Origin of the sequence: Citrobacter werkmanii (genome assembly GCF_008693645.1) — a bacterium.
In the GTDB taxonomy this organism is placed as follows: Bacteria; Pseudomonadota; Gammaproteobacteria; order Enterobacterales; family Enterobacteriaceae; genus Citrobacter; species Citrobacter werkmanii.
This window is the reverse complement of sequence record NZ_CP044101.1, coordinates 4,223,278-4,246,594: the sequence shown is the minus strand read 5'-3', so window position 1 is coordinate 4,246,594 and position 23,317 is coordinate 4,223,278. Positions and strand designations below refer to the sequence as shown.

The window sequence follows — 23,317 nt, the reverse complement described above, 5'->3', positions numbered from 1 at the left end:
CACTATAGCTACCCTGGTATCAAGATACAAGCCCTTTTCTGGTCCACCAGGGTCCAAAGTGGTAGCATATCATGAATATTCCTCCCTTTGATGACGAATGCTTATGTCTATACAGAACGAAATGCCTGGCTACAGCGAAGTTAGCCAGTTTTTGAACCAACAAGGGGCTGGATTAACCCCGGCCGAAATGCACGGCTTAATCAGCGGGATAATTTGTGGCGGTAACAACGACAGCTCATGGCAGCCGCTGTTGCACGACCTGACGAACGAAGGTCTGGCCTTTGGTCACGAGCTGGCTCAGGCGCTGCTGAAAATGCACTCTGCTACCAGCGATGCCCTTGAGGACGACGGCTTCCTTTTTCAGCTTTTTCTGCCTGAAGGTGATGACGTCAGCGTATTCGATCGTGCCGATGCGCTGGCTGGCTGGGTAAACCACTTCCTGCTGGGCCTCGGCGTCACGCAGCCTAAGCTCGACAAAGTGACCGGCGAAACCGGTGAAGCGATTGACGACCTGCGCAATATCGCCCAGTTGGGCTATGACGAAGACGAAGATCAGGAAGAGCTGGAAATGTCGCTCGAAGAGATCATCGAATACGTGCGTGTAGCCGCCTTGCTGTGCCATGACACGTTTACGCGTCAGCAGCCGACTGCGCCGGAAGTCCGTAAACCGACTCTGCACTAAATACAACAACGCCAAGGAGAGTGTTATGAGTGAGATATCTCAGCAAGAATTCCAGCGTCGTCGTCAGGCTTTGCTGGCACAAATGCAGCCCGGCAGCGCCGCGCTGATTTTTGCCGCGCCGGAAGCGACGCGCAGCGCGGACAGTGAATACCCGTACCGCCAGAACAGTGATTTCTGGTATTTCACCGGCTTTAACGAGCCTGAAGCCGTGCTGGTGCTGATTAAAAGTGATGATACTCATAACCACAGCGTTTTGTTCAACCGGGTTCGCGATCTGACGGCGGAGATCTGGTTTGGCCGCCGTCTGGGCCAGGATGCCGCGCCGGCAAAACTCGGCGTTGACCGGGCGCTGGCCTTCAGTGAAATCAACCAACAGCTGCACTTGCTGCTCAATGGCCTGGACGCGGTGTATCACGCACAGGGCGAGTACGCTTGGGCTGACGAAATTGTCTGCACGGCGCTGGATAAACTACGCAAAGGTTCCAGACAAAATCTGCACGCGCCTGGCGCGATCATCGACTGGCGTCCGATGGTGCATGAAATGCGCCTGTTCAAATCACCAGAAGAGATTGCGATCATGCGCCGTGCCGGAGAGATCACCGCCCTGGCGCATACCCGCGCGATGGAAAAATGCCGTCCGGGGATGTTTGAATACCAACTGGAGGGGGAGATTCACCACGAATTTACCCGCCACGGCGCGCGTTATCCGTCCTATAACACCATTGTCGGAAGCGGTGAAAACGGCTGTATCCTGCATTACACCGAAAATGAAAGTGAAATGCGCGATGGCGACCTGGTGCTGATTGACGCTGGCTGTGAATACAAAGGCTATGCGGGCGACATTACGCGTACTTTTCCGGTTAATGGCAAATTTACCCCCGCGCAGCGTGAAATCTACGATATCGTGCTGGAATCCTTAGAGACCAGCCTACGTCTGTATCGCCCCGGAACTTCCATTCAGGACGTCACCGGTGAAGTTGTGCGCATCATGATTACCGGTCTGGTGAAGCTTGGCATATTGCACGGCGACGTCGACCAGTTAATTACCGAGAATGCGCATCGGCCATACTTTATGCATGGCCTTAGCCACTGGCTGGGGCTGGATGTGCACGATGTTGGCGTTTATGGTCAGGATCGTTCGCGTATCCTTGAGCCAGGAATGGTGCTGACCGTCGAGCCAGGGTTATATATCGCGCCGGATGCCAATGTACCGGCTGCTTATCGGGGCATTGGCATTCGTATAGAAGATGACATCCTTATCACCGAAGACGGTAATGAAAATCTGACCGCCAGCGTGGTGAAGAAAGCGGATGATATTGAAGCCTTAATGGCTGCGGCGCGACTGCAATGAGCGTAATTATCGTTGGTGGTGGCATGGTCGGCGCGACGCTGGCGCTGGCCATTTCCCAGCTCAGTCATGGGACGCTGCCAGTTCATCTGATAGAAGCGAGCGAACCTGAAACTGACCGTCATCCTGGGTTTGACGCCCGGGCGATTGCGCTGGCGGCAGGAACCTGTCAGCAGCTGGCGCGAATTGGCGTATGGCAGGCGATTGCCGATTGCGCAACGGCAATCAAAACGGTCCACGTCAGCGATCGCGGTCATGCCGGATTTGTTACGCTGGATGCGCAGGAATATCGTCTCCCGGCGCTGGGGCAGGTGGTGGAACTCCACGATGTTGGGCTGCGTCTGTTTGCGCTACTGCGTAAAGCGCCGGGCGTCACGCTGCATTGTCCCGATCGCGTTGCCAGCGTGTCGCGTACGCAGGGCCATGTTGAGGTCACACTGGAAAATGGCGAGGCCATTACCGGTCGCGTGGTGGTCGCCGCTGACGGTACACGTTCCGCGCTGGCTACCGCCTGCGGCGTGGACTGGCTGCAGCAGCCTTATGAACAACTGGCGGTAATCGCCAATGTCTCGACCTCCGTTCCCCACGATGGGCGCGCGTTTGAACGTTTCACGCAGCATGGCCCGCTGGCAATGCTCCCGATGTCTGATGGTCGCTGCTCGCTGGTGTGGTGCCATTCGCTGGATCAGCGCGATGAGATCATGGCCTGGTCCGACGAACGGTTTTGCCGTGAATTGCAAACCGCGTTTGGCTGGCGGCTGGGACGTATTACCCAGACCGGTAAACGCAGCGCTTATCCGCTGTCATTAACCACTGCGCTGAAGGCGATTACCCATCGTACCGTGCTGGTGGGGAACGCCGCTCAGACGCTACATCCCATTGCCGGACAAGGTTTCAACCTTGGTCTGCGCGACGTAATGAGCCTGGCTGAGACGTTAACTCAGGCGCAAAACTGCGCGGAAGATATTGGTGATTACGCAGTGCTGGCACGCTATCAGCAACGTCGTGAGCGCGATCGCGAAACGACAATTGGCGTAACCAACAATCTGGTGTATCTGTTTGCCAACCGCTGGGCCCCGCTGGTTGTTGGGCGAAATGCCGGGCTGATGGCGATGGAGTTATTCACACCCGCGCGCGATGCGCTGGCGGAGCGGACCCTGGGTTGGGTTGCGCGATAAATATGGCCTGTAAGCCGGATGGCGGCGTAAATGCCTTATCCGGCCTACGGTTTTGATTGTTCCGGTTTCCAGGAGTAAACAGTGCAAAGTGTTGATGTAGCAATTGTCGGTGGCGGCATGGTGGGACTGGCGGTTGCCTGCGGCTTGCAGGGCAGCGGGTTACGCGTTGCGGTGTTAGAACAACATGTTCCGCAGTCGTTGGCGGTGGATGCACCTCCTCAGCTTCGCGTGTCGGCAATCAATGCCGCCAGTGAAAAACTGCTTACTCGTTTGGGCGTCTGGTCAGATATCGCTGCCCGTCGCGCGTGCTGCTATCACGGTATGGAAGTCTGGGACAAAGACAGCTTCGGGCGCATTGAGTTTGACGACCAGAGCATGGGCTACAGCCATTTGGGCCACATCGTCGAAAACGCAGAGATCCATTACGCGCTATGGCAAAAGGCGCAGCGTTCGCCGGATATTACGCTGCTGGCGCCCGCTGAAATACAGCAGGTAGCCTGGGGGGAGAACGAGGCATTTCTGACTCTGAAAGAGGGCACTATGCTGACGGCTCGCCTGGTGATCGGCGCGGATGGCGCTAACTCCTGGCTGCGTAATAAAGCAGACATTCCGCTCACCTTCTGGGATTACCGTCATCATGCGCTGGTGGCGACGATCCGTACGCAGGAAGCTCACGGCGCGGTTGCGCGCCAGGCGTTTCACGGCGAGGGTATCCTGGCATTCCTGCCGCTCAGTGACCCGCATCTGTGCTCTATCGTCTGGTCACTTTCTCCGCAGGAAGCCGAACGCATGCAGCAGGCAAGCGTTGATGAGTTTAATCAGGCGCTGAATATCGCTTTTGATAACCGTCTGGGCCTGTGCAACGTTGAAAGCGAACGGCAGACGTTTCCGCTAACGGGACGCTATGCTCGTCAGTTCGCCGCCCATCGTCTGGCGCTGGTGGGGGATGCGGCGCATACCATCCATCCGTTGGCGGGCCAGGGGGTTAACCTCGGCTTTATGGATGCGGCAGAGCTTATCGATGAGCTTAAGCGGCTACAACGTCAGGGCAAAGATATTGGCCAGTATCTCTATTTGCGTCGTTATGAGCGCAGCCGTAAGCACAGCGCAGCAATGATGCTGGCCGGTATGCAGGGCTTCCGTGAACTGTTTGCCGGCGAGAATCCGGCGAAAAAACTGCTGCGTGATATTGGTCTGAAACTGGCCGATACCCTTCCGGGTGTAAAACCGCAGCTCATCCGTCAGGCGATGGGGCTGAACGATCTTCCCGAGTGGCTACGCTAGCGTCCGTAAGGACAATCTTAAGAGTTTGAGACCCGTCACATTTTCCTCTCCCGGCCCTCGCGCCGGGATGCTTCTCTCATTTGAAATAATCTAATTCCACACCTTTTTTCGCATTAGTTTTTTTAATATCACGTTTTTTTCATAACGCCATTTTTGACATTTTTTCCATATTTAATGTGGCTTGATGCTGATTTTTTCTTCTCTTTCCTGTTTGTTGTTCTGATTTTTTGGCGTGCTTGTGGGTTTATATTCTGTCGTCGATCTGGCCATTTTTTGCCATAAGCTAATGTGATAGCTAATTTTGCCTTATGGTTTAGCGTCTGTTTCGGTGGTAAGTTCAGGACAAAGAGAACGTTTGCGTCGTAGCCCCTGGAGCGGCTGCGGTGCTGGGTTTCGTGGCGAAAATTTCACCGCGAAAGAGTTGGTAGCCCCGCTTATTCAACGAGGAAAAGATGGCTCAACAGACTCCTTTGTACGAACAACACACGCTATGTGGCGCGCGCATGGTAGATTTCCATGGCTGGATGATGCCACTGCATTACGGTTCTCAGCTCGATGAACACCATGCTGTTCGCACCGATGCCGGTATGTTTGATGTGTCGCATATGACCATCGTCGACCTGCGCGGCAGCCGCACCCGGGAGTTCTTGCGTTATCTGCTGGCAAACGACGTTGCGAAGCTAACGAAGACGGGTAAAGCCCTCTACTCCGGTATGCTTAACGCATCGGGCGGTGTGATAGATGACCTGATTGTCTATTACTTCACTGAAGATTTCTTCCGCCTCGTTGTAAACTCCGCCACCCGCGAAAAAGACCTCTCCTGGATTACCCAACACGCTGAACCCTACGCCATCGACATCACCGTTCGTGACGACCTGTCTCTGATTGCGGTGCAGGGGCCAAACGCGCAGGAAAAAGCAGCCACGTTGTTTACTGACGAACAGCGCCATGCGGTAGAAGGTATGAAGCCGTTCTTCGGCGTTCAGGCGGGTGATTTGTTTATCGCAACCACCGGTTATACCGGCGAAGCAGGCTATGAAATCGCCATGCCGAATGAAAAAGCGGCTGATTTCTGGCGTGCGCTGGTACAAGCAGGCGTCAAACCTTGCGGTCTGGGCGCGCGTGACACGCTGCGTCTGGAAGCGGGTATGAACCTGTATGGTCAGGAGATGGACGAAGGGATTTCTCCGCTGGAAGCCAACATGGGTTGGACCATTGCGTGGGAACCTGCCGACCGCGACTTTATTGGTCGTGAAGCACTGGAAATGCAGCGCGACAAAGGCCATGAACAGCTGGTCGGACTGGTGATGACCGAGAAGGGCGTGCTGCGTAATGAACTGCCAGTCCGTTTCACTGACACTTCCGGTAACCAACATGAAGGCATTATCACCAGCGGAACATTCTCCCCAACCCTGGGCTACAGCATCGCGCTGGCGCGTGTCCCTGCGGGTATCGGTGAGACAGCGATCGTGCAGATCCGTAACCGCGAAATGCCAGTAAAAGTCACTAAACCTGTTTTTGTGCGTAACGGCAAAGCCGTCGCGTGATTCATCCTTTTTGGAGATTGATTGATGAGCAACGTACCTGCAGAACTGAAATACAGCAAAGAACACGAATGGCTGCGCAAAGAAGCTGACGGCTCTTACACCGTTGGTATCACCGAACATGCTCAGGAGCTGTTGGGTGACATGGTTTTCGTAGACCTGCCAGAAGTTGGCGCGACCGTCAGCGCGGGCGATGACTGCGCCGTTGCGGAATCCGTAAAAGCGGCTTCTGATATTTATGCGCCAGTAAGCGGTGAGATTGTCGCGGTTAACGACGCGCTCAGCGACTCCCCGGAACTGGTTAACAGCGAACCGTATGCCGGTGGCTGGATCTTCAAAATCAAAGCCAGCGATGAAAGCGAAATCGAATCGCTGCTGGATGCCACTGCGTACGAAGCATTGTTAGAAGACGAATAATGTTGTGCCGGATGGCGCTAATGCTTATCCGGCCTACTCACTGCAACGCGAATTATTTTGCGTATTCGTTTTCGCACGCGTAGGCCCGGTAAGCGTCAGCGCCACCGGGCAATTGAGTTAGAGACAATCACGATTCACTGCACGTTTCAGGAACCATCGCCCATGACACAGACGTTAAGCCAGCTTGAAAACAGCGGCGCTTTCATTGAACGCCACATCGGACCGGACGCCGCGCAGCAGCAAGAGATGCTGAATGCGGTTGGCGCCGAGTCGTTAAACGCGCTGATCGGCCAGATTGTGCCGAAAGACATTCAGCTCGCAACCCCGCCGCAGGTAGGCGAGGCGGCGACAGAATACGCTGCGCTGGCCGAATTAAAAGCCATCGCCGGGCGTAACAAGCGCTTCACGTCCTACATCGGCATGGGCTACACCGCCGTGCAGTTGCCGCCGGTTATCCTGCGTAACATGCTGGAAAATCCGGGTTGGTATACCGCGTATACGCCGTATCAGCCGGAAGTCTCTCAGGGCCGCCTGGAAGCGCTGCTGAACTTCCAACAGGTCACGCTGGACCTGACCGGGCTGGACATGGCCTCCGCCTCTCTGCTGGATGAAGCCACCGCGGCGGCCGAAGCCATGGCGATGGCCAAACGCGTCAGCAAACTGAAAAACGCCAACCGTTTCTTTGTGGCGGCTGATGTTCATCCGCAAACGTTGGATGTGGTTCGCACTCGCGCCGAAACCTTTGGTTTTGACGTTATTGTGGATGACGCAGCGAAAGCACTGGATCACCAGGATGTGTTCGGCGTGCTGTTGCAGCAGGTTGGTACCACTGGTGAAGTGCACGACTACAGCAAACTGATTGCTGAGCTGAAATCCCGTAAAGTTGTGGTCAGCGTCGCTGCCGATTTTATGGCGCTGGTTCTGCTGACCGCACCGGGCAAACAGGGCGCGGATATCGTTTTCGGCTCTGCGCAACGCTTCGGCGTACCGATGGGTTACGGTGGCCCACACGCGGCATTCTTTGCCGCCAAAGACGAATTCAAACGCTCCATGCCAGGCCGTATTATCGGCGTATCAAAAGATGCGGCGGGCAATACCGCACTGCGCATGGCGATGCAGACTCGCGAGCAGCATATCCGTCGTGAGAAAGCGAACTCCAACATTTGTACCTCACAGGTACTGCTGGCTAACATCGCCAGCCTGTATGCCGTTTATCATGGTCCGGTCGGTCTGAAGCGCATCGCTAATCGTATCCACCGCCTGACCGATATTCTGGCGGCTGGTCTGCAACAGAAAGGCTTAAAGCTGCGTCATGCGCACTACTTCGACACGCTGTGTGTTGAAGTGGCCGATAAAGCTGCGGTACTGGCGCGTGCGGAAGCGGCAGAGATCAACCTGCGCAGCGATATTCATAACGCGGTAGGTATTACGCTCGACGAAACCACCACCCGTGAAAACGTGGTGCAGTTGTTCAATGTTCTGCTGGGCGACAGCCACGGCCTGAGCATCGACACACTGGATAAAGACGTGGCGCTCGACAGCCGTTCCATTCAGAGCAGCATGCTGCGTGACGACGCGATCCTCAGCCACCCGGTGTTTAACCGCTACCACAGCGAAACCGAGATGATGCGCTATATGCACTCGCTGGAGCGTAAAGATCTGGCGCTGAATCAGGCGATGATCCCGCTGGGTTCCTGCACCATGAAGCTGAACGCCGCCGCCGAGATGATTCCTATCACCTGGCCGGAATTCGCTGAACTGCATCCGTTCTGCCCGCCAGAGCAGGCGGAAGGGTATCACCAGATGATCGGTCAGCTTTCCGAGTGGCTGGTAAAACTGACCGGCTATGACGCAGTCTGCATGCAGCCGAACTCCGGCGCACAAGGCGAATACGCTGGCCTGCTGGCGATTCGTCATTATCACGAAAGCCGTAACGAAGGCCATCGCGATATCTGCCTGATCCCGGCGTCCGCCCACGGTACTAACCCGGCTTCCGCACAAATGGCGGGGATGCAGGTGGTGGTAGTCGCCTGTGATAAGAACGGCAACATCGACCTCGACGATCTGCGGGCAAAAGCAGAACAACATGCTGCGAACCTTTCTTGCATCATGGTGACCTATCCGTCCACCCACGGCGTATATGAAGAAACGATCCGCGAAGTGTGTGAAGTTGTGCACCAGTTCGGCGGCCAGGTGTACCTCGACGGCGCGAACATGAACGCCCAGGTTGGAATCACCACGCCGGGCTTTATCGGCGCGGACGTTTCGCACCTCAACCTGCATAAAACCTTCTGCATTCCGCACGGCGGCGGCGGCCCGGGCATGGGACCGATCGGCGTTAAATCGCATCTGGCACCGTTTGTGCCGGGCCACAGCGTGGTACAGATTGAAGGGATGCTTACCCGTCAGGGCGCGGTGTCTGCCGCACCGTTCGGTAGCGCATCCATTCTGCCAATCAGCTGGATGTACATCCGTATGATGGGCGCAGAAGGTCTGAAGCAGGCAAGCCAGGTCGCTATTCTTAACGCTAACTACATTGCCAGCCGTCTGAAAGATGCCTATCCGGTGCTGTATACCGGTCGCGATGGCCGTGTAGCGCATGAATGTATTCTCGACATTCGCCCACTGAAAGAAGAGACCGGCATCAGCGAACTGGATATTGCCAAACGTCTGATCGACTATGGTTTCCATGCGCCAACCATGTCGTTCCCGGTAGCGGGTACGCTGATGGTGGAACCGACCGAATCTGAAAGCAAAGTGGAACTGGATCGCTTTATTAACGCGATGCTGGCAATCCGCGCTGAGATCGAGCGCGTGAAAGCCGGTGAGTGGTCGCTGGAAGATAACCCGTTGGTAAACTCGCCGCACACCCAGAATGAGCTGGTGAGCGAGTGGAACCACGGTTATAGCCGCGAAATCGCAGTCTTCCCGGCAGGCGTGGCGAACAAATACTGGCCTACCGTGAAGCGTCTTGATGACGTTTACGGCGACCGTAACCTGTTCTGCTCCTGCGTGCCGATGAGCGAATATCAGTAACTTTTCCGCGTAGTTAAACAATTTCCAGGCCGGGTAAGGCGAAGCCGCCTCCCGGCTTTTTCATATCTGGAGGTCTCTATGGGAATCGCACTTGTTACTGGCGGCAGTCGCGGTATTGGGCGAGCAACCGCGCTGCAACTGGCACTGGAGGGTTACACGGTCGCCGTTAATTTTCATCACAATATTCGTGCGGCAACCGAGGTGGTGAACAACATTGTCGCGGCAGGTGGTAAGGCATTTGCGCTGCGTGCGGATATCAGTGATGAAAGTCAGGTGCTGGCGATGTTTGAATCGATCGACCGTGAAGGGGAACCGCTGACTGCGCTGGTGAATAATGCCGGGATTTTATTTGAACAGACCACGGTGGAAAACTTAACTGCAGAGCGAATTAACCGCGTACTGGCGACCAATGTTACCGGCTATTTTCTGTGCTGTCGGGAAGCGGTAAAGCGCATGTCGTTTAAGCGCGGCGGTCAGGGTGGGGCGATTGTGAATGTCTCTTCGGCGGCATCACGGCTCGGTGCGCCATTCGAATATGTTGATTATGCCGCTTCAAAAGGTGCGGTGGACACGCTCACCACCGGCCTGGCACTGGAGGTGGCGGCGCAGGGGATCCGCGTAAACTGCGTACGTCCAGGCCTGATCTACACTGAAATGCATGCGTCGGGTGGAGAGCCGGGAAGGGTTGATCGCGTGAAATCCATGTTGCCTATGCAGCGTGGTGGGCAGCCGGAAGAAGTCGCGCAGGCGATTTGCTGGCTACTGAGCGAGAAGGCATCTTACGTCACGGGCAGTTTTCTGGAGCTGGCCGGCGGGAAGTAGGGATTTAATGGCCGGATAGCGCTGCGCTTATCCAGCCCACGGGATCATACCTGTAGGCTGGATAAGGCGTTTACGCCGCCATCCGGCGAAAAATCACAGATTCTCGCCGTTGCTGGCGATCACCGCTTTATACCACTCAAAACTCTTCTTGCGTGAACGCGACATATCCCCAGTGCCGTCATCGTGCTTATTCACATAGATGAAGCCGTAGCGCTTGCTGTACTGACCGGTGGTGAACGAAACGCAGTCAATGCAGCCCCACGGCGTGTAGCCCATCAGATCTACGCCATCATAGGTGACCGCCTTCATCATCTCTTCGATGTGGGCGCGCAGATAATCGATGCGGTAGTCATCATTGATGCTGCCATCTGTTTCCACTTTATCGTAGGCGCCAAACCCGTTTTCAACGATAAACAGCGGCTTCTGATAGCGCTCGTACAGCTCACATAAAGCATAGCGCAGGCCAACCGGGTCAATCTGCCAGCCCCAGTCGGACGCTTTGACGTGCGGGTTCGGCACGCTACCCTCAAAACCGGAAATGGCATCACCGCTACCGCCTTCCGCTTTCACCGCGTTGGTCATGTAGTAGCTAAATCCGAGATAGTCGCAGGTGCCTTCACGCAGGATTTGCTCGTCGCCGTCTTCCATCCTGATGTTAAATTCGCGACGTTCCCACTCGTTCAACACATAGCTTGGGTAGTAGCCGCGCAACTGGACGTCGGTAAAGACGTAGCGTTCACGCATTGACTCCTGGGCGAACATGACATCTTCGGGCTTACAGGAGAATGGATAGAGCGGCACCATAGCCAGCATGCAGCCCACTTTCATTTCCGGGTTGATGCGGCGTGCGGCTTTCACTGCGAGCGCGCTGGCCACGAACTGGTGATGCAGCACCTGGTACATGGTCTCTTCCGGGTTTTCATGCTCGGTATACACCACACCGGAGCAGCAATAGCCAAACAACGGTGCGCGCCAGTTACGTTGGTTATTGATCTCGTTGAAGGTCATCCAGTATTTGACTTTGTGTTTGTAACGCTCAAAGACGACTTCAGCAAATCGAACAAAGAAATCAACAACTTTGCGATTGGTCCAACTCCCATACTGTTGAACCAAATGTAGCGGCATTTCGAAGTGGGAAAGGGTGATGACCGGTTCGATGTTGTATTTCAGTAATTCATCGAACATGTCGTCATAGAACTTCAGACCTTCTTCGTTCGGCTGGGTTTCGTCCCCATTGGGGAAGATACGGGTCCATGCGATGGAGGTACGGAAACATTTGAAGCCCATTTCGGCAAACAGCTTAATGTCTTCTTTGTAATGACCGTAAAAATCGACGGCTTCGTGGTTGGGGTAGTATTTACCGGGCACGACTTCCTGAGTGATTTCTCGTGGAACGCCGTGTGCCCCACCGGTCAGTACGTCGCAAATGCTGGGGCCTTTGCCACCTTTGTTCCAGCCACCTTCGACCTGGTGCGCCGCAACCGCGCCGCCCCATAAAAAATCTTTTGCTAAGGTAAGTTTTTTCATCTGCGCTCAGTCTCAAATTAATACAATCTGATTTTGAGTCTAACAAAGGAAACCTAAATGTCACGATATAACAAAATAGCATTAATGTGATTTGTTACATCAAAAAAACAGATTGTTTTTTTACGCTATTCTTTTCGCCAGTTTGCGGCCAAGCGATTCCAGAATATAAATAACGGGGATTTGCGTGGTTATATCGTATACCCCGGCAATGCGTGTTTGTGGAACGTGCCAGGAGAGATTAAAGTCGGCGAGTTTCGCCAGACGTGAGTGTTCATGGCTGGTTACAGACAGCACTTTACAGTGGTGCAGACTGAACTGGCTGGCAAAACGCAGGATCTCCTCTGTTTCGCCGGAGACGGAAAGCACGATTGCCAGCGCGTTTCTGGCCATATCATTGGTTACCGGAAAATAAGGGTCGTCAATATGATTACTGAATTTGCCGACGTTGGAGAAAAAACGCGCGCCATATTTCGCAAGCGCTCCTGACGTTCCTGCGCCAACAAATATAATACGTTCGGAAGATAATATAATATCAACAGCCTGATCGAGCAGTTTATCGAATTCGTCGTTATTGACGCTTTTAAAAAAGCTGATAATTTCGCTGGCGCCGAAATTAGCCTGTTGCGGTTCATTCTGCTCTAAATATAATTTGAAGCGTACGCGAAATTCTGAGTAACCTTCACACTTAAGCTTGCGGCAAAAGCGCAGTACGGTGGTAGTGGAAACGCCCACGGCATCGGCCAGTTCGCGAATGGTCATGTACATGACTTTGTCACGATTTTTGATGACATAGTTGTAGACCAGCATCTCAAGATTGTTGAGACTGGCGATGGCAGCGTGGGAGAACATACTCACAATAGCAAAACTCACTCATCAGACTTCATCTACAGGGAATAATAACATGCAGCCAAATGACATCACTTTTTTTCAGCGTTTCCAGGATGACATTCTGGCCGGACGCAAAACCATCACCATTCGTGACGAGTCCGAATCACACTTCAAAACCGGTGACATTCTACGGGTTGGGCGCTTTGAAGATGAGGGATACTTCTGCACGATTGAAGTTGTTGGCACCTCAACCGTCACGCTGGATACGCTGACTGAAAAACATGCTCAGCAGGAAAACATGTCGCTTGAAGAACTGAAACGTGTGATTGCCGAAATTTACCCGGATCAAACGCAATTTTATGTGATTGATTTTAAATGTGTTTGATTTAATGTGTACACTTGTTAGCTGAAAGATTAAAATTAATTATATGATTTTTATGGACTATTTATTTTAAGATAAATATTACAGCTAACAGGTGTTCACTGGAACCATTCTCAGTTACGCTAGAGGGGCAATAACGAAAGTGTTCGTTTCTCGGGAGTAAGCTATGGTTCAGAAACCATTAATCGCGCAGGGATATTCGCTGGCAGAGGAAATAGCCAACAGCATCAGTCACGGTATCGGGCTGGTGTTTGGGATTGTCGGGCTGGTGTTGTTACTGGTTCAGGCAGTGGATACCAACGCCAGCGCTATGGCGATTACCAGTTATAGCCTGTACGGCGGCAGCATGATCTTGCTGTTCCTCGCCTCAACTTTGTATCACGCGATCCCCCATCAGCGAGCGAAAGTCTGGCTGAAAAAATTCGACCACTGCGCGATTTATCTGCTGATTGCCGGGACCTATACGCCATTTCTGCTGGTGGGGCTTGATTCGCCGCTGGCACGTGGACTGATGATTGTTATCTGGAGCCTGGCGCTGCTCGGTATTTTATTCAAACTGACCATTGCGCACCGCTTTAAGGTTCTGTCGCTGGTGACTTACCTGACAATGGGCTGGCTATCGCTGATTGTGGTGTATCAATTGGCGGTTAAACTGGCGGCGGGAGGCGTGACCTTGCTGGCCGTTGGTGGTGTGGTGTATTCGCTGGGCGTTATTTTCTATGTCTGTAAGCGCATTCCATATAACCACGCGATCTGGCACGGCTTTGTACTGGGCGGCAGCGTTTGCCACTTCCTGGCGATTTATTTGTATGTTGGACAGGCGTAACCCTTGATTTCGGATGGCGGCTAACGCCTTATCCGGCCTACAAAATGTGCCTGTAGGCCGGATAAGCGTAGCGCCATCCGGCGTTAAGCTTTTACTCTTCCAGCGAATACGGCAGCGGCACAATATGCAGCGTTTTTGCGTCATCGCGAACGCGGAACACGCTGTCGGCTTCCATGTCGTTATTCATCACGACCTGCACCAGTATCTGGCCATCAGCGAGCTGTACTGCGGCGAGTACGGTACCAGTACGACGCCAGTTCTCACCCATTTTCAGTTCCAGATCTTCGCCAGCTTCCGGCACCCGGCTGGCCGTACCTGCCAGAGTCCACATGGCGCGTTTGTTGGCGCCGCGGAATTTGGCGCGCGCCACCATTTCCTGGCCGGTATAGCAGCCTTTTTTGAAGCTGATCCCGCCCAGAGCCTGCATATTGGTCGCCTGGGGAATAAACTGTCCGCTGTTGGCAGTATCAATGACCGGAATACCCGCTTCGATATCCAGCGCCAGCCACTGTTGACTGTTATTTAACTCCGCTTCGCCGCGCAGTTTCTCAACCAGGCTTTCCGCCGTTGCAACATCAACAATCAGCAGGAAACGCTCGGCAGGGTGTTCGAACCACAGTATTGTGGAAGCATCTTCGGTAATAACCTGTTTTTCGCTGTTCGGTAATTCGCTAAAGAGATTGGCCAGCGCCGCTCGTGCCTGGAATCCCGCTACGCCCAACAGAACACGCTCGTCGTCCGGCGCAATCACTACCTTCGAGAAGACCGCATATTTTTTCAGTTCTGTAAGCTGCGCATCGCGCAAGCTGCGGCGTTCAAGCCATGCAAAACCTTCACTGTTACGGAACAGGCGCAGATTGCTCCACATTTTACCTTTGGCATCACAATGGGCTGCCAGCACGTGCTGATGCTCGGTCATCTGGCTGACATCAGCCGTGACCTGACCCTGAATATACTTCTCACTGTCGACACCGGTAATGGTGGCGAGCGCCCAGTCATCGAGCGTCATTAGCGTCAGAGGTAAACGCGTTGACGCAAAAGGCTGGCGAGGAGGAAAAGATGTAAAAGCCATAATAATGTCCTGATTTGCTTAACGCAGTGATAATGACTAATGGTAAAAGAGCTATGGCCCATTGCAAGCGGTTTAAACAGGCTATTTGTGCCATATAGTAAGCTTTGCGAGGAGACATCCAAAAATGATGAATCCTTTGACTTAATGCGGTTTTATTTAGCGAATGTGCTTCCATTAGCTGATAATCCCGCAAAAGCGCGTGAAAAACACGTTACAATAGCCGGATACTTCGTTTTCGCGAGACAGGAAGAAGAACATGGATATTAATAATAAAGCACGTATTCATTGGGCATGCCGCCGCGGTATGCGCGAGCTGGACATCTCTATCATGCCGTTTTTCGAACATGAATATGACAGCTTAAGTGACGAAGAAAAACGTATCTTTATCCGTCTGCTAGAATGTGACGATCCAGATTTATTTAACTGGTTGATGAATCATGGGAAACCAGCTGATGCTCAGTTGGAGCAGATGGTGCGACTTATCCAGACACGGAATCGGGAACGTGGTCCAGTGGCAATCTGATTTACGCGTTTCATGGCGCGCGCAGTGGCTTTCGTTGCTCGTTCATGGGCTGGTCGCGGTATTTATTTTATTGATGCCCTGGCCTTTGAGCTACACCCCATTATGGATGGTTCTGCTCTCTCTGGTGGTGTTCGACAGCGTACGCAGCCAACGTAGAATTAACGCCTGTCAGGGCGAGATTAGGCTGTTGATGGACGGCCGTCTGCGCTGGCAAGGGCAGGAGTGGACTATCGTTAGCGCGCCCTGGATGGTCAAAACAGGCATGATGCTGCGTTTGCGTTCAGATACCGGGAAACGTCAGCATTTGTGGCTGGCGGCAGACAGTATGGATGAGGCTGAGTGGCGAGATTTACGGCGGTTAATGCTGCAACAGGCGAAGCAGGGGTAATGCCAACAAATATCTGATGGCGTGCCGCTTTAGGGCCTTAGGTTTGATGCGTGAGGTAAACCGGATAAGGCGTTCACGGCGTCATCCGGCAACACGCTTATCAGGACCAGTGTTCGGCCATTTCCCCAAGAATTTGCTCGCACCAGTTCTGGATGCGTTCATCGCTGAGATCGTACTGGTTCGTTTCATCCAGTGCCAAACCAACAAACAGCTGTCCATCAGCAATGACGGGTTTATCGCTGGTAAATTCATAGCCTTCGGTTGGCCAGTAACCGACAAACTTGACGCCTTTGGTGACCAGTTTATCGTGCAGCATCCCCAGCGCATCCAGGAACCATTCGCCATATCCTAGCTGATCGCCCATCCCGTAAAGCGCGACAATTTTGCCTTCCAGGTTGAGGTCGTCCAGTTGCTCCCAGACCGCTTCCCAATCCTCCTGAATTTCACCAAAATCCCAGGTCGGGATGCCCAAAATGAGCACATCATACTGCTCCATTAAGGTCGGGGAATCATCTTTGAGGTTGTGCAGTGTCACCAGTTCGGGACCCAGGATATCGCGGATTTTTTCTGCTGCCATTTCGGTGTAGCAGGTACTGGAACCGTAAAAAAGACCCATGTTCATGACGTAAACATCTCAATTCTGCTGTAGCGTTGCGGGTAGTGTAACAGAATCGCCGCAATCCCGGCACAATGAGGCATAATGCATCAAAAATGAGAGTGGAATAAGGGGCGCGAGTGGAACAGGATCTGGCGCGCATCGAGCAGTTTCTTGATGCCCTGTGGCTGGAACGAAATCTGGCGGAAAACACGTTAAGTGCGTATCGTCGCGATCTGACCATGCTTGTCGAATGGTTACATCACCGTGGCGTCTCGCTGGCGACGGCGCAGAGCGATGATCTGCAGGCATTACTGGCCGAGCGGATGGATGGGGGATATAAAGCCACCAGTTCCGCTCGCTTGCTCAGTGCTACGCGGCGCTTTTTTCAGCATCTTTACCGCGAAAAATTTCGCGAAGACGATCCCAGCGCCTCGCTTGCATCACCGAAGCTTCCGCAGCGCCTGCCCAAAGATCTCAGTGAGGCACAGGTGGAGCGACTGTTGCAGGCGCCGCTGATTGAGCAACCGTTGGAGCTACGCGACAAAGCCATGCTGGAAGTATTGTATGCAACGGGCCTGCGCGTATCTGAGCTGGTGGGACTGACAATGAGTGACGTCAGCCTGCGTCAGGGTGTGGTTCGGGTGATCGGTAAAGGCAACAAAGAACGCCTGGTGCCGTTGGGTGAAGAGGCGGTTTACTGGCTGGAAACGTATCTGGAACATGGGCGTCCATGGTTGCTCAACGGTGTATCAATTGATGTGCTGTTTCCCAGCCAGCGGGCGCAACAGATGACCCGTCAGACCTTCTGGCATCGTATTAAACACTATGCTGTGTTGGCGGGAATCGACAGCGAGAAGCTGTCACCGCACGTCCTGCGGCATGCTTTTGCCACGCATTTGCTCAATCATGGCGCTGACCTGCGCGTGGTGCAGATGCTACTGGGGCATAGCGACCTCTCGACAACACAAATTTATACTCATGTCGCAACGGAGCGCTTGCGTCAACTACATCAACAGCATCACCCGCGAGCGTGAGTGCTGACAGGAAAGGATAGGTTATGAAAAAACGTTTTATGATGTTCACCCTGCTGGCAACGGCGTTTTCCGGCATGGTACATGCAGACGATGCGGCGATTCGCCAGTCATTGGCAAAGCTGGGGGTACAGAGCACCGAGATTCAGTCTGCTCCGGTGGCGGGTATGAAAACCGTACTGACCAATAGCGGCGTGCTGTACGTGACTGAAGACGGTAAACATATTATTCAGGGACCGATGTATGACGTGAGCGGCGCAAGCCCGGTGAATGTTACTAACCAGTTGCTGATGAAGCATTTGAACGCGCTGGAAAAAGAGATGATCGTCTACAAAGCGCCGCAGGAAAAACACGTCATTACCGTTTTCACCGACATCACCTGTGGTTACTGCCACAAGCTGCATGAAGAGATGAAAGACTATAATGCGTTGGGGATCACCGTTCGTTATCTGGCCTTCCCGCGTCAGGGTCTGGAAAGCCAGGCCGAGCAGGACATGAAGTCGATCTGGTGCGCGAAGGATAAAAACAAAGCCTTTGATGACGCGATGGCAGGCAAGGACGTGAAACCAGCAACCTGTGATGTGGATATCGCGAACCACTACGCGCTGGGCGTGCAGTTTGGCGTTAGCGGCACGCCGGCGATTGTGCTGAGCAACGGCTATGTCGTGCCTGGCTATCAGGGCCCGAAAGAGATGAAAGAATTCCTCGACGCACATGCAAAACAAACCAGCGGTAAATAATTCGCGTGAAACAAAAGATACAACTTCGTCGGCGTGAAGCCGACGAGACAACCGAGCTACCTGATGACCTGCCGCCATTGCTGCGTCGTTTATACGCCAGCCGCGGCGTGCGCAGCGCCCAGGAACTTGAACGTAGCGTAAAAGGAATGCTGCCGTGGCAGCATTTGAACGGCGTCGAAAAAGCAGTTGAGATCCTCTATAACGCCTTTCGCGCGGGAACCCGCATTATTGTGGTCGGCGATTTTGACGCCGATGGCGCGACCAGTACGGCGCTCAGCATTCTGGCGATGCGTGCGTTGGGTTGCGGTAACGTTGACTACCTGGTGCCTAATCGTTTTGAAGACGGCTATGGCTTAAGCCCGGAAGTGGTGGAGCAGGCGCATGCGCGTGGCGCTCAGCTGATTGTCACCGTAGACAATGGCATCTCGTCTCACGCCGGTGTGGAACATGCCAGAGCGCTGGGGATCCCGGTGGTGGTGACCGATCACCATCTGCCAGGGGATACGCTGCCTAATGCAGAGGCGATCATCAACCCCAATCTGCAGGACTGTGAATTCCCGTCTAAATCATTGGCAGGGGTTGGCGTGGCCTTCTATCTGATGCTGGCGCTGCGCACCTTCCTGCGTGACAAAGGCTGGTTTGATGAACGAGGCATTGCGCCGCCGAACCTGGCGGACTTGCTCGATCTGGTCGCGCTCGGCACAGTGGCCGACGTGGTCCCGCTGGATGCTAATAACCGCATTCTGACGTGGCAAGGATTAAGCCGTATTCGTGCCGGAAAGTGCCGTCCCGGCATTAAGGCGCTGCTGGAGATTTCCAACCGCGACCCACTTAAGCTGGCTGCCAGCGATTTAGGTTTTGCGCTGGGGCCACGGCTGAATGCCGCTGGCCGTCTGGATGATATGTCCGTCGGCGTGGCGCTGTTGCTGTGCGACAACATTGGCGAGGCACGCGTGCTGGCCAATGAACTGGACGCGCTCAATCAGACACGCAAAGAAATTGAGCAGGGCATGCAGGCGGAAGCGCTGACCCTGTGTGAAAAGCTGGAGCGCAGTAGCGAGACGCTACCGGGCGGCCTTGCGATGTACCATCCTGAGTGGCATCAGGGAGTAGTCGGCATTCTGGCATCTCGCATTAAAGAGCGTTTTCATCGTCCGGTGATTGCGTTTGCTCCTGCCGGCGACGGTACGCTCAAAGGCTCCGGGCGTTCGATTCAGGGGCTGCACATGCGTGATGCGCTGGAGCGCCTGGACACCCTTCATCCTGGCATGATCCTCAAGTTTGGCGGTCACGCCATGGCGGCGGGCTTGTCGCTGGAAGAGGCGCAGTTTGAGCGTTTCCAGCAGCGTTTCGGCGAACTGGTAACCGAGTGGCTGGATCCCGCCTTGCTGCAGGGCGAAGTGGTGTCAGATGGCCCGCTAAGCGCCGCGGAGATGACCATGGAGGTCGCGCAAATGCTGCGTGATGCTGGGCCGTGGGGGCAAATGTTCCCGGAACCGCTGTTTGATGGACATTTCCGTCTGCTTCAGCAGCGTTTGGTGGGTGAGCGTCATCTGAAGGTGATGGTGGAGCCGGTTGGCGGCGGACCTCTGCTGGACGGAATTGCGTTCAACGTTGATACCAGTTGCTGGCCGGACAACGGCGTGCGCGATGTTCAGTTGGCCTACAAACTGGATATTAATGAGTTTCGCGGCAACCGTAGTTTGCAGCTAATAATCGATAATATCTGGCCACTTTAGCGTCACTAATCGCTATAAAAAAGGGCGTGGATTAGTTACAATCCCGCTCTTATAACCGCATTTTGACTAGTCCAATAAAAGAAATCAGACAATGTTTGAAATTAATCCGGTAAATAACCGCATTCAGGACCTCACGGAGCGCTCTGACGTTCTTAGGGGGTATCTTTGACTATGATGCCAAGAAAGAGCGTCTGGAAGAAGTAAACGCCGAGCTGGAACAGCCGGACGTATGGAACGAACCCGAACGCGCGCAGGCGCTGGGTAAAGAGCGTTCCTCCCTTGAGGCCATCGTAGATACACTCGACCAAATGAGCCAGGGCCTGGAAGATGTCTCCGGCCTGTTGGAGTTGGCTGTAGAAGCCGACGACGAAGAAACCTTTAACGAAGCCGTAGCAGAACTCGATACCCTGGAAGATAAGCTGGCGCAGCTGGAATTCCGTCGTATGTTCTCCGGCGAATATGACAGCGCAGATTGCTATCTCGATATTCAGGCTGGCTCCGGCGGTACGGAAGCGCAGGACTGGGCGAGCATGCTGATGCGTATGTATCTGCGTTGGGCCGAAGCTCGCGGCTTTAAGACTGAAATTATTGAAGAATCTGAAGGCGAAGTGGCGGGTATTAAATCCGTGACCATCAGAATTGCTGGCGAATATGCGTACGGTTGGCTGCGGACTGAAACCGGCGTACACCGTCTGGTACGTAAGAGCCCGTTCGACTCCGGCGGTCGCCGCCATACGTCGTTCAGCTCGGCGTTTGTCTATCCGGAAGTTGACGATGATATCGATATCGACATCAACCCGGCGGATCTGCGCATTGACGTTTATCGCGCCTCTGGCGCGGGCGGTCAGCACGTTAACCGTACAGAATCGGCGGTGCGTATCACCCACATTCCGACCGGGATTGTGACGCAGTGTCAGAACGACCGTTCCCAGCACAAGAACAAAGACCAGGCCATGAAGCAGATGAAAGCGAAGCTTTATGAACTGGAAATGCAGAAGAAGAATGCCGAGAAACAGGCGATGGAAGACAATAAGTCAGATATCGGCTGGGGTAGCCAGATTCGTTCTTATGTCCTTGATGACTCCCGCATTAAAGATCTGCGTACCGGGGTTGAAACCCGTAACACGCAGGCGGTGCTGGATGGCAGCCTGGATCAATTTATCGAAGCAAGTTTGAAAGCAGGGTTATGAGGAACCAACATGTCTGAACAACACGTACAGGGCGCTGACGCGGTAGCCGACCTTAACAATGAACTGAAAACGCGCCGTGAGAAGCTGGCGAGCCTGCGTGAGCAGGGGATCCCGTTCCCGAACGATTTCCGTCGCGATCACACCTCAGACCAACTGCATGCTGACTTCGACGCGAAAGAAAACGAAGAGCTGGAAGCGCTGAACATTGAGGTATCCGTTGCTGGTCGTATGATGACCCGCCGTATTATGGGTAAAGCCTCATTCGTTACGCTGCAAGATGTTGGCGGCCGTATTCAGCTGTACGTTGCTCGTGACGATCTGCCGGAAGGCGTTTACAACGAGCAGTTCAAAAAATGGGATCTGGGCGATATCCTCGGCGCGAAAGGTAAGTTGTTCAAGACCAAGACCGGTGAGCTGTCCATTCATTGCACCGAGCTGCGTCTGCTGACGAAAGCGCTGCGCCCGCTGCCGGATAAATTCCACGGTCTGCAGGACCAGGAAGCGCGTTATCGTCAGCGCTATCTGGATCTCATCTCTAACGATGAATCCCGCAATACCTTTAAAGTGCGTTCACAGATTATGGCTGGCATCCGCCAGTTCATGGTGGGTCGCGGCTTTATGGAAGTAGAAACCCCGATGATGCAGGTGATCCCTGGCGGCGCGGCGGCGCGTCCGTTCATCACCCATCATAACGCGCTGGATCTGGATATGTACCTGCGTATCGCGCCGGAACTGTACCTCAAGCGTCTGGTGGTTGGCGGCTTCGAACGCGTATTCGAAATTAACCGTAACTTCCGTAACGAAGGCATCTCTGTTCGTCATAACCCAGAGTTCACCATGATGGAACTCTACATGGCGTATGCGGACTACAAAGATCTGATCGAACTGACCGAATCACTGTTCCGCACGCTGGCGCAGAACGTACTGGGAACCACCGAAGTGCCTTACGGCGAAGAAGTCTTCGACTTCGGTAAGCCGTTCGAAAAACTGACCATGCGCGAAGCGATTCAGAAATACCGCCCGGAAACCAACATGGCCGATCTGGATAACTTCGACTCTGCTAAAGCGATCGCTGAATCTATCGGCATCAAAGTTGAGAAGAGCTGGGGTCTGGGCCGTATCGTGACCGAGATCTTCGAAGAAGTCGCGGAAGCGCACCTGATTCAACCGACCTTCATTACCGAGTACCCGGCCGAAGTTTCTCCGTTGGCGCGTCGTAATGACGTAAACCCGGAAATCACCGATCGCTTCGAATTCTTCATCGGCGGACGTGAGATCGGTAACGGTTTCAGCGAGCTGAACGATGCGGAAGATCAGGCGCAGCGTTTCCAGGATCAGGTTAACGCCAAAGATGCGGGTGATGACGAGGCGATGTTCTACGACGAAGACTACGTTACCGCTCTGGAACACGGTCTGCCGCCGACTGCGGGTCTGGGTATTGGTATCGACCGTATGGTTATGCTGTTCACCAACAGCCACACCATCCGCGACGTGATCCTGTTCCCGGCGATGCGCCCGGTTAAGTAAGATGTGACATGCCCGATGGCGGCTGATGCCTTATCCGGCCTACAATTCGCTATGTAGGCCAGGTAAGCATAGCGCCATCAGGCAATTAATTCCCGTTGGCAAACTTGCGCAGTAATTCTCGCGCCTTATCGTTTGAAGCCTGCATCACCATCCACGGGCTAAACGCCCACGGCGTTGCATCAATCCCGCTTAACACATCCTCAAGATTGCTCCACTGGTAATCCATCACTTCATCCGCATTTGGCTGTAGTTGGCTGGTAAGCTGCGCGGCATAGACCGGACAAACTTCGTTCTCCATAATTCCATTGGGATCCGTAGCGCAATAACGGAAATCCGCATATACAGAGGCGAGCGCGGTAATGTCTGCGCTCAGTTCAAAACGGGCGCGGCGGATAACGGCATCTTCGGTTGTCTCCCCCGACTGCGGATGGCCACAGACAGAGTTTGTCCAGACGCCAGGCCAGGCTTTTTTGTGCAGTGAACGGCGCGTCACCAGCAGTTGTCCCTGGTCGTTAAATATCCAGCAGGAAAACGCGAGATGCAAAGGGGTGTTGAAGGTATGGGCGGCATACTTTTCCAGCATGCCTGACGGTTTATTTTGCTCGTCCAGCAAAATGACATGTTCCCCGGCCATG

The 23,317-nt window shown here is 53.9% G+C and carries 22 protein-coding genes; 17 read left to right on the top strand and 5 right to left on the bottom strand.

From position 1 onward, the window contains the following. Positions 1 to 103 precede the first annotated feature (103 nt). From FOB24_RS20890 to FOB24_RS20855, 8 genes are all read left to right on the top strand, one after another. Positions 104 to 682 (top strand): YecA/YgfB family protein, encoded by a 579-nt coding sequence (locus FOB24_RS20890; protein ID WP_087856780.1) that lies wholly within the window; start codon positions 104 to 106, stop codon positions 680 to 682. 25 nt (positions 683 to 707) lie between these two features. Beyond that, the gene (pepP, locus tag FOB24_RS20885) at positions 708 to 2,033 is read left to right on the top strand and encodes a Xaa-Pro aminopeptidase (protein WP_150345408.1); all 1,326 of its coding nucleotides are present in this window, start codon (positions 708 to 710) and stop codon (positions 2,031 to 2,033) included. Then, positions 2,030 to 3,208: a 2-octaprenyl-6-methoxyphenyl hydroxylase gene (ubiH, locus tag FOB24_RS20880; RefSeq protein WP_150345407.1), complete on the top strand. Its 1,179-nt coding sequence runs from the start codon at positions 2,030 to 2,032 to the stop codon at positions 3,206 to 3,208. Before pepP ends, ubiH begins: the two co-directional genes overlap by 4 nt. Positions 3,209 to 3,289: 81 nt before the next feature. Then, a complete protein-coding gene (gene ubiI, locus FOB24_RS20875) occupies positions 3,290 to 4,492 on the top strand; it encodes an FAD-dependent 2-octaprenylphenol hydroxylase (protein ID WP_087856778.1) in 1,203 nt (400 codons plus the stop codon). A gap of 452 nt (positions 4,493 to 4,944) precedes the next feature. Next, positions 4,945 to 6,039 (top strand): glycine cleavage system aminomethyltransferase GcvT, encoded by a 1,095-nt coding sequence (gene gcvT / locus FOB24_RS20870; RefSeq protein ID WP_110496904.1) that lies wholly within the window; start codon positions 4,945 to 4,947, stop codon positions 6,037 to 6,039. Between the two features lie 24 nt (positions 6,040 to 6,063). After that, on the top strand, positions 6,064 to 6,453 hold the full coding sequence (gene gcvH / locus FOB24_RS20865; RefSeq protein WP_006686886.1) for a glycine cleavage system protein GcvH: 390 nt from the start codon (positions 6,064 to 6,066) through the stop codon (positions 6,451 to 6,453). Positions 6,454 to 6,615: 162 nt separating this feature from the next. Continuing rightward, complete coding sequence (gene gcvP / locus FOB24_RS20860) at positions 6,616 to 9,489, top strand: aminomethyl-transferring glycine dehydrogenase (protein ID WP_150345406.1); 2,874 nt, start codon at positions 6,616 to 6,618, stop codon at positions 9,487 to 9,489. 78 nt (positions 9,490 to 9,567) lie between these two features. Then, positions 9,568 to 10,311, top strand: a complete 744-nt coding sequence (locus FOB24_RS20855; RefSeq protein WP_137347456.1) for an SDR family oxidoreductase — start codon at positions 9,568 to 9,570, stop codon at positions 10,309 to 10,311. Between the two features lie 93 nt (positions 10,312 to 10,404). Here FOB24_RS20855 and bglA read toward each other — a convergent pair whose 3' ends face one another. Next, positions 10,405 to 11,838, bottom strand: a complete 1,434-nt coding sequence (bglA, locus tag FOB24_RS20850; protein WP_038633498.1) for a 6-phospho-beta-glucosidase BglA — start codon at positions 11,836 to 11,838, stop codon at positions 10,405 to 10,407. A 120-nt stretch (positions 11,839 to 11,958) separates the two neighbouring features. Next, complete coding sequence (locus tag FOB24_RS20845; protein ID WP_150345592.1) at positions 11,959 to 12,687, bottom strand: MurR/RpiR family transcriptional regulator; 729 nt, start codon at positions 12,685 to 12,687, stop codon at positions 11,959 to 11,961. 52 nt (positions 12,688 to 12,739) lie between these two features. On the opposite strand from FOB24_RS20845, the gene yqfB reads away from it, so the two are divergent. Further along, positions 12,740 to 13,051, top strand: a complete 312-nt coding sequence (gene yqfB / locus FOB24_RS20840) for a N(4)-acetylcytidine aminohydrolase (RefSeq protein WP_085048763.1) — start codon at positions 12,740 to 12,742, stop codon at positions 13,049 to 13,051. Between the two features lie 163 nt (positions 13,052 to 13,214). Then, positions 13,215 to 13,874: a PAQR family membrane homeostasis protein TrhA gene (gene trhA, locus FOB24_RS20835; protein ID WP_038633489.1), complete on the top strand. Its 660-nt coding sequence runs from the start codon at positions 13,215 to 13,217 to the stop codon at positions 13,872 to 13,874. Positions 13,875 to 13,965: 91 nt separating this feature from the next. Here the strand turns inward: trhA and ygfZ are convergent, their stop codons facing one another. Continuing rightward, complete coding sequence (ygfZ, locus tag FOB24_RS20830; protein WP_150345405.1) at positions 13,966 to 14,946, bottom strand: tRNA-modifying protein YgfZ; 981 nt, start codon at positions 14,944 to 14,946, stop codon at positions 13,966 to 13,968. A 256-nt stretch (positions 14,947 to 15,202) separates the two neighbouring features. Here ygfZ and sdhE point away from each other — a divergent pair, with 256 nt between their 5' ends. Next, positions 15,203 to 15,469 (top strand): FAD assembly factor SdhE, encoded by a 267-nt coding sequence (gene sdhE / locus FOB24_RS20820; RefSeq protein WP_016154349.1) that lies wholly within the window; start codon positions 15,203 to 15,205, stop codon positions 15,467 to 15,469. Beyond that, positions 15,450 to 15,857 carry a protein YgfX gene (locus FOB24_RS20815; RefSeq protein ID WP_038633481.1) on the top strand — a complete coding sequence of 136 codons (408 nt, stop codon included), beginning with the start codon at positions 15,450 to 15,452 and terminating at the stop codon, positions 15,855 to 15,857. Before sdhE ends, FOB24_RS20815 begins: the two co-directional genes overlap by 20 nt. Before the next feature lie 100 nt (positions 15,858 to 15,957). On the opposite strand, the gene fldB is transcribed toward FOB24_RS20815, so the two are convergent. Next, entirely contained in the window at positions 15,958 to 16,479 is a 522-nt protein-coding gene (gene fldB / locus FOB24_RS20810) for a flavodoxin FldB (protein ID WP_038633478.1), read from the bottom strand. 113 nt (positions 16,480 to 16,592) lie between these two features. On the opposite strand from fldB, the gene xerD reads away from it, so the two are divergent. The 5 genes from xerD to lysS all read left to right on the top strand — a co-directional run bounded on the left by xerD (position 16,593) and on the right by lysS (position 22,682). Beyond that, the gene (gene xerD, locus FOB24_RS20805; protein ID WP_038633475.1) at positions 16,593 to 17,489 is read left to right on the top strand and encodes a site-specific tyrosine recombinase XerD; all 897 of its coding nucleotides are present in this window, start codon (positions 16,593 to 16,595) and stop codon (positions 17,487 to 17,489) included. 23 nt (positions 17,490 to 17,512) lie between these two features. After that, the gene (dsbC, locus tag FOB24_RS20800) at positions 17,513 to 18,226 is read left to right on the top strand and encodes a bifunctional protein-disulfide isomerase/oxidoreductase DsbC (protein WP_061382414.1); all 714 of its coding nucleotides are present in this window, start codon (positions 17,513 to 17,515) and stop codon (positions 18,224 to 18,226) included. Positions 18,227 to 18,231: 5 nt separating this feature from the next. Continuing rightward, the gene (gene recJ / locus FOB24_RS20795; RefSeq protein WP_150345404.1) at positions 18,232 to 19,965 is read left to right on the top strand and encodes a single-stranded-DNA-specific exonuclease RecJ; all 1,734 of its coding nucleotides are present in this window, start codon (positions 18,232 to 18,234) and stop codon (positions 19,963 to 19,965) included. A gap of 91 nt (positions 19,966 to 20,056) precedes the next feature. After that, positions 20,057 to 21,155, top strand: a protein-coding gene (prfB, locus tag FOB24_RS20790; protein ID WP_100194817.1) for a peptide chain release factor 2 whose coding sequence is annotated in 2 segments (ribosomal slippage) — positions 20,057 to 20,131 and positions 20,133 to 21,155 — 1,098 coding nt in all. Because the reading frame shifts where the segments join, the coding sequence is not laid out codon by codon here. 9 nt (positions 21,156 to 21,164) lie between these two features. Then, a complete protein-coding gene (gene lysS, locus FOB24_RS20785) occupies positions 21,165 to 22,682 on the top strand; it encodes a lysine--tRNA ligase (RefSeq protein WP_006686909.1) in 1,518 nt (505 codons plus the stop codon). 85 nt (positions 22,683 to 22,767) lie between these two features. On the opposite strand, the gene idi is transcribed toward lysS, so the two are convergent. Beyond that, positions 22,768 to 23,316 (bottom strand): isopentenyl-diphosphate Delta-isomerase, encoded by a 549-nt coding sequence (gene idi / locus FOB24_RS20780; RefSeq protein WP_038633466.1) that lies wholly within the window; start codon positions 23,314 to 23,316, stop codon positions 22,768 to 22,770. Position 23,317 lies beyond the last annotated feature (1 nt).

Coding starts and splice junctions, on each gene's coding strand:
- fldB (WP_038633478.1), bottom strand. CDS start 16,479: ATGAACATGGGTCTTTTTTACGGTTCCAGTACCTGCTACACCGAAATG.
- gcvH (WP_006686886.1), top strand. CDS start 6,064: ATGAGCAACGTACCTGCAGAACTGAAATACAGCAAAGAACACGAATGG.
- bglA (WP_038633498.1), bottom strand. CDS start 11,838: ATGAAAAAACTTACCTTAGCAAAAGATTTTTTATGGGGCGGCGCGGTT.
- dsbC (WP_061382414.1), top strand. CDS start 17,513: ATGAAAAAACGTTTTATGATGTTCACCCTGCTGGCAACGGCGTTTTCC.
- ubiH (WP_150345407.1), top strand. CDS start 2,030: ATGAGCGTAATTATCGTTGGTGGTGGCATGGTCGGCGCGACGCTGGCG.
- gcvT (WP_110496904.1), top strand. CDS start 4,945: ATGGCTCAACAGACTCCTTTGTACGAACAACACACGCTATGTGGCGCG.
- yqfB (WP_085048763.1), top strand. CDS start 12,740: ATGCAGCCAAATGACATCACTTTTTTTCAGCGTTTCCAGGATGACATT.
- trhA (WP_038633489.1), top strand. CDS start 13,215: ATGGTTCAGAAACCATTAATCGCGCAGGGATATTCGCTGGCAGAGGAA.
- idi (WP_038633466.1), bottom strand. CDS start 23,316: ATGGCCGGGGAACATGTCATTTTGCTGGACGAGCAAAATAAACCGTCA.
- pepP (WP_150345408.1), top strand. CDS start 708: ATGAGTGAGATATCTCAGCAAGAATTCCAGCGTCGTCGTCAGGCTTTG.
- FOB24_RS20845 (WP_150345592.1), bottom strand. CDS start 12,687: ATGTTCTCCCACGCTGCCATCGCCAGTCTCAACAATCTTGAGATGCTG.
- gcvP (WP_150345406.1), top strand. CDS start 6,616: ATGACACAGACGTTAAGCCAGCTTGAAAACAGCGGCGCTTTCATTGAA.
- lysS (WP_006686909.1), top strand. CDS start 21,165: ATGTCTGAACAACACGTACAGGGCGCTGACGCGGTAGCCGACCTTAAC.
- ygfZ (WP_150345405.1), bottom strand. CDS start 14,946: ATGGCTTTTACATCTTTTCCTCCTCGCCAGCCTTTTGCGTCAACGCGT.
- FOB24_RS20855 (WP_137347456.1), top strand. CDS start 9,568: ATGGGAATCGCACTTGTTACTGGCGGCAGTCGCGGTATTGGGCGAGCA.
- FOB24_RS20890 (WP_087856780.1), top strand. CDS start 104: ATGTCTATACAGAACGAAATGCCTGGCTACAGCGAAGTTAGCCAGTTT.
- sdhE (WP_016154349.1), top strand. CDS start 15,203: ATGGATATTAATAATAAAGCACGTATTCATTGGGCATGCCGCCGCGGT.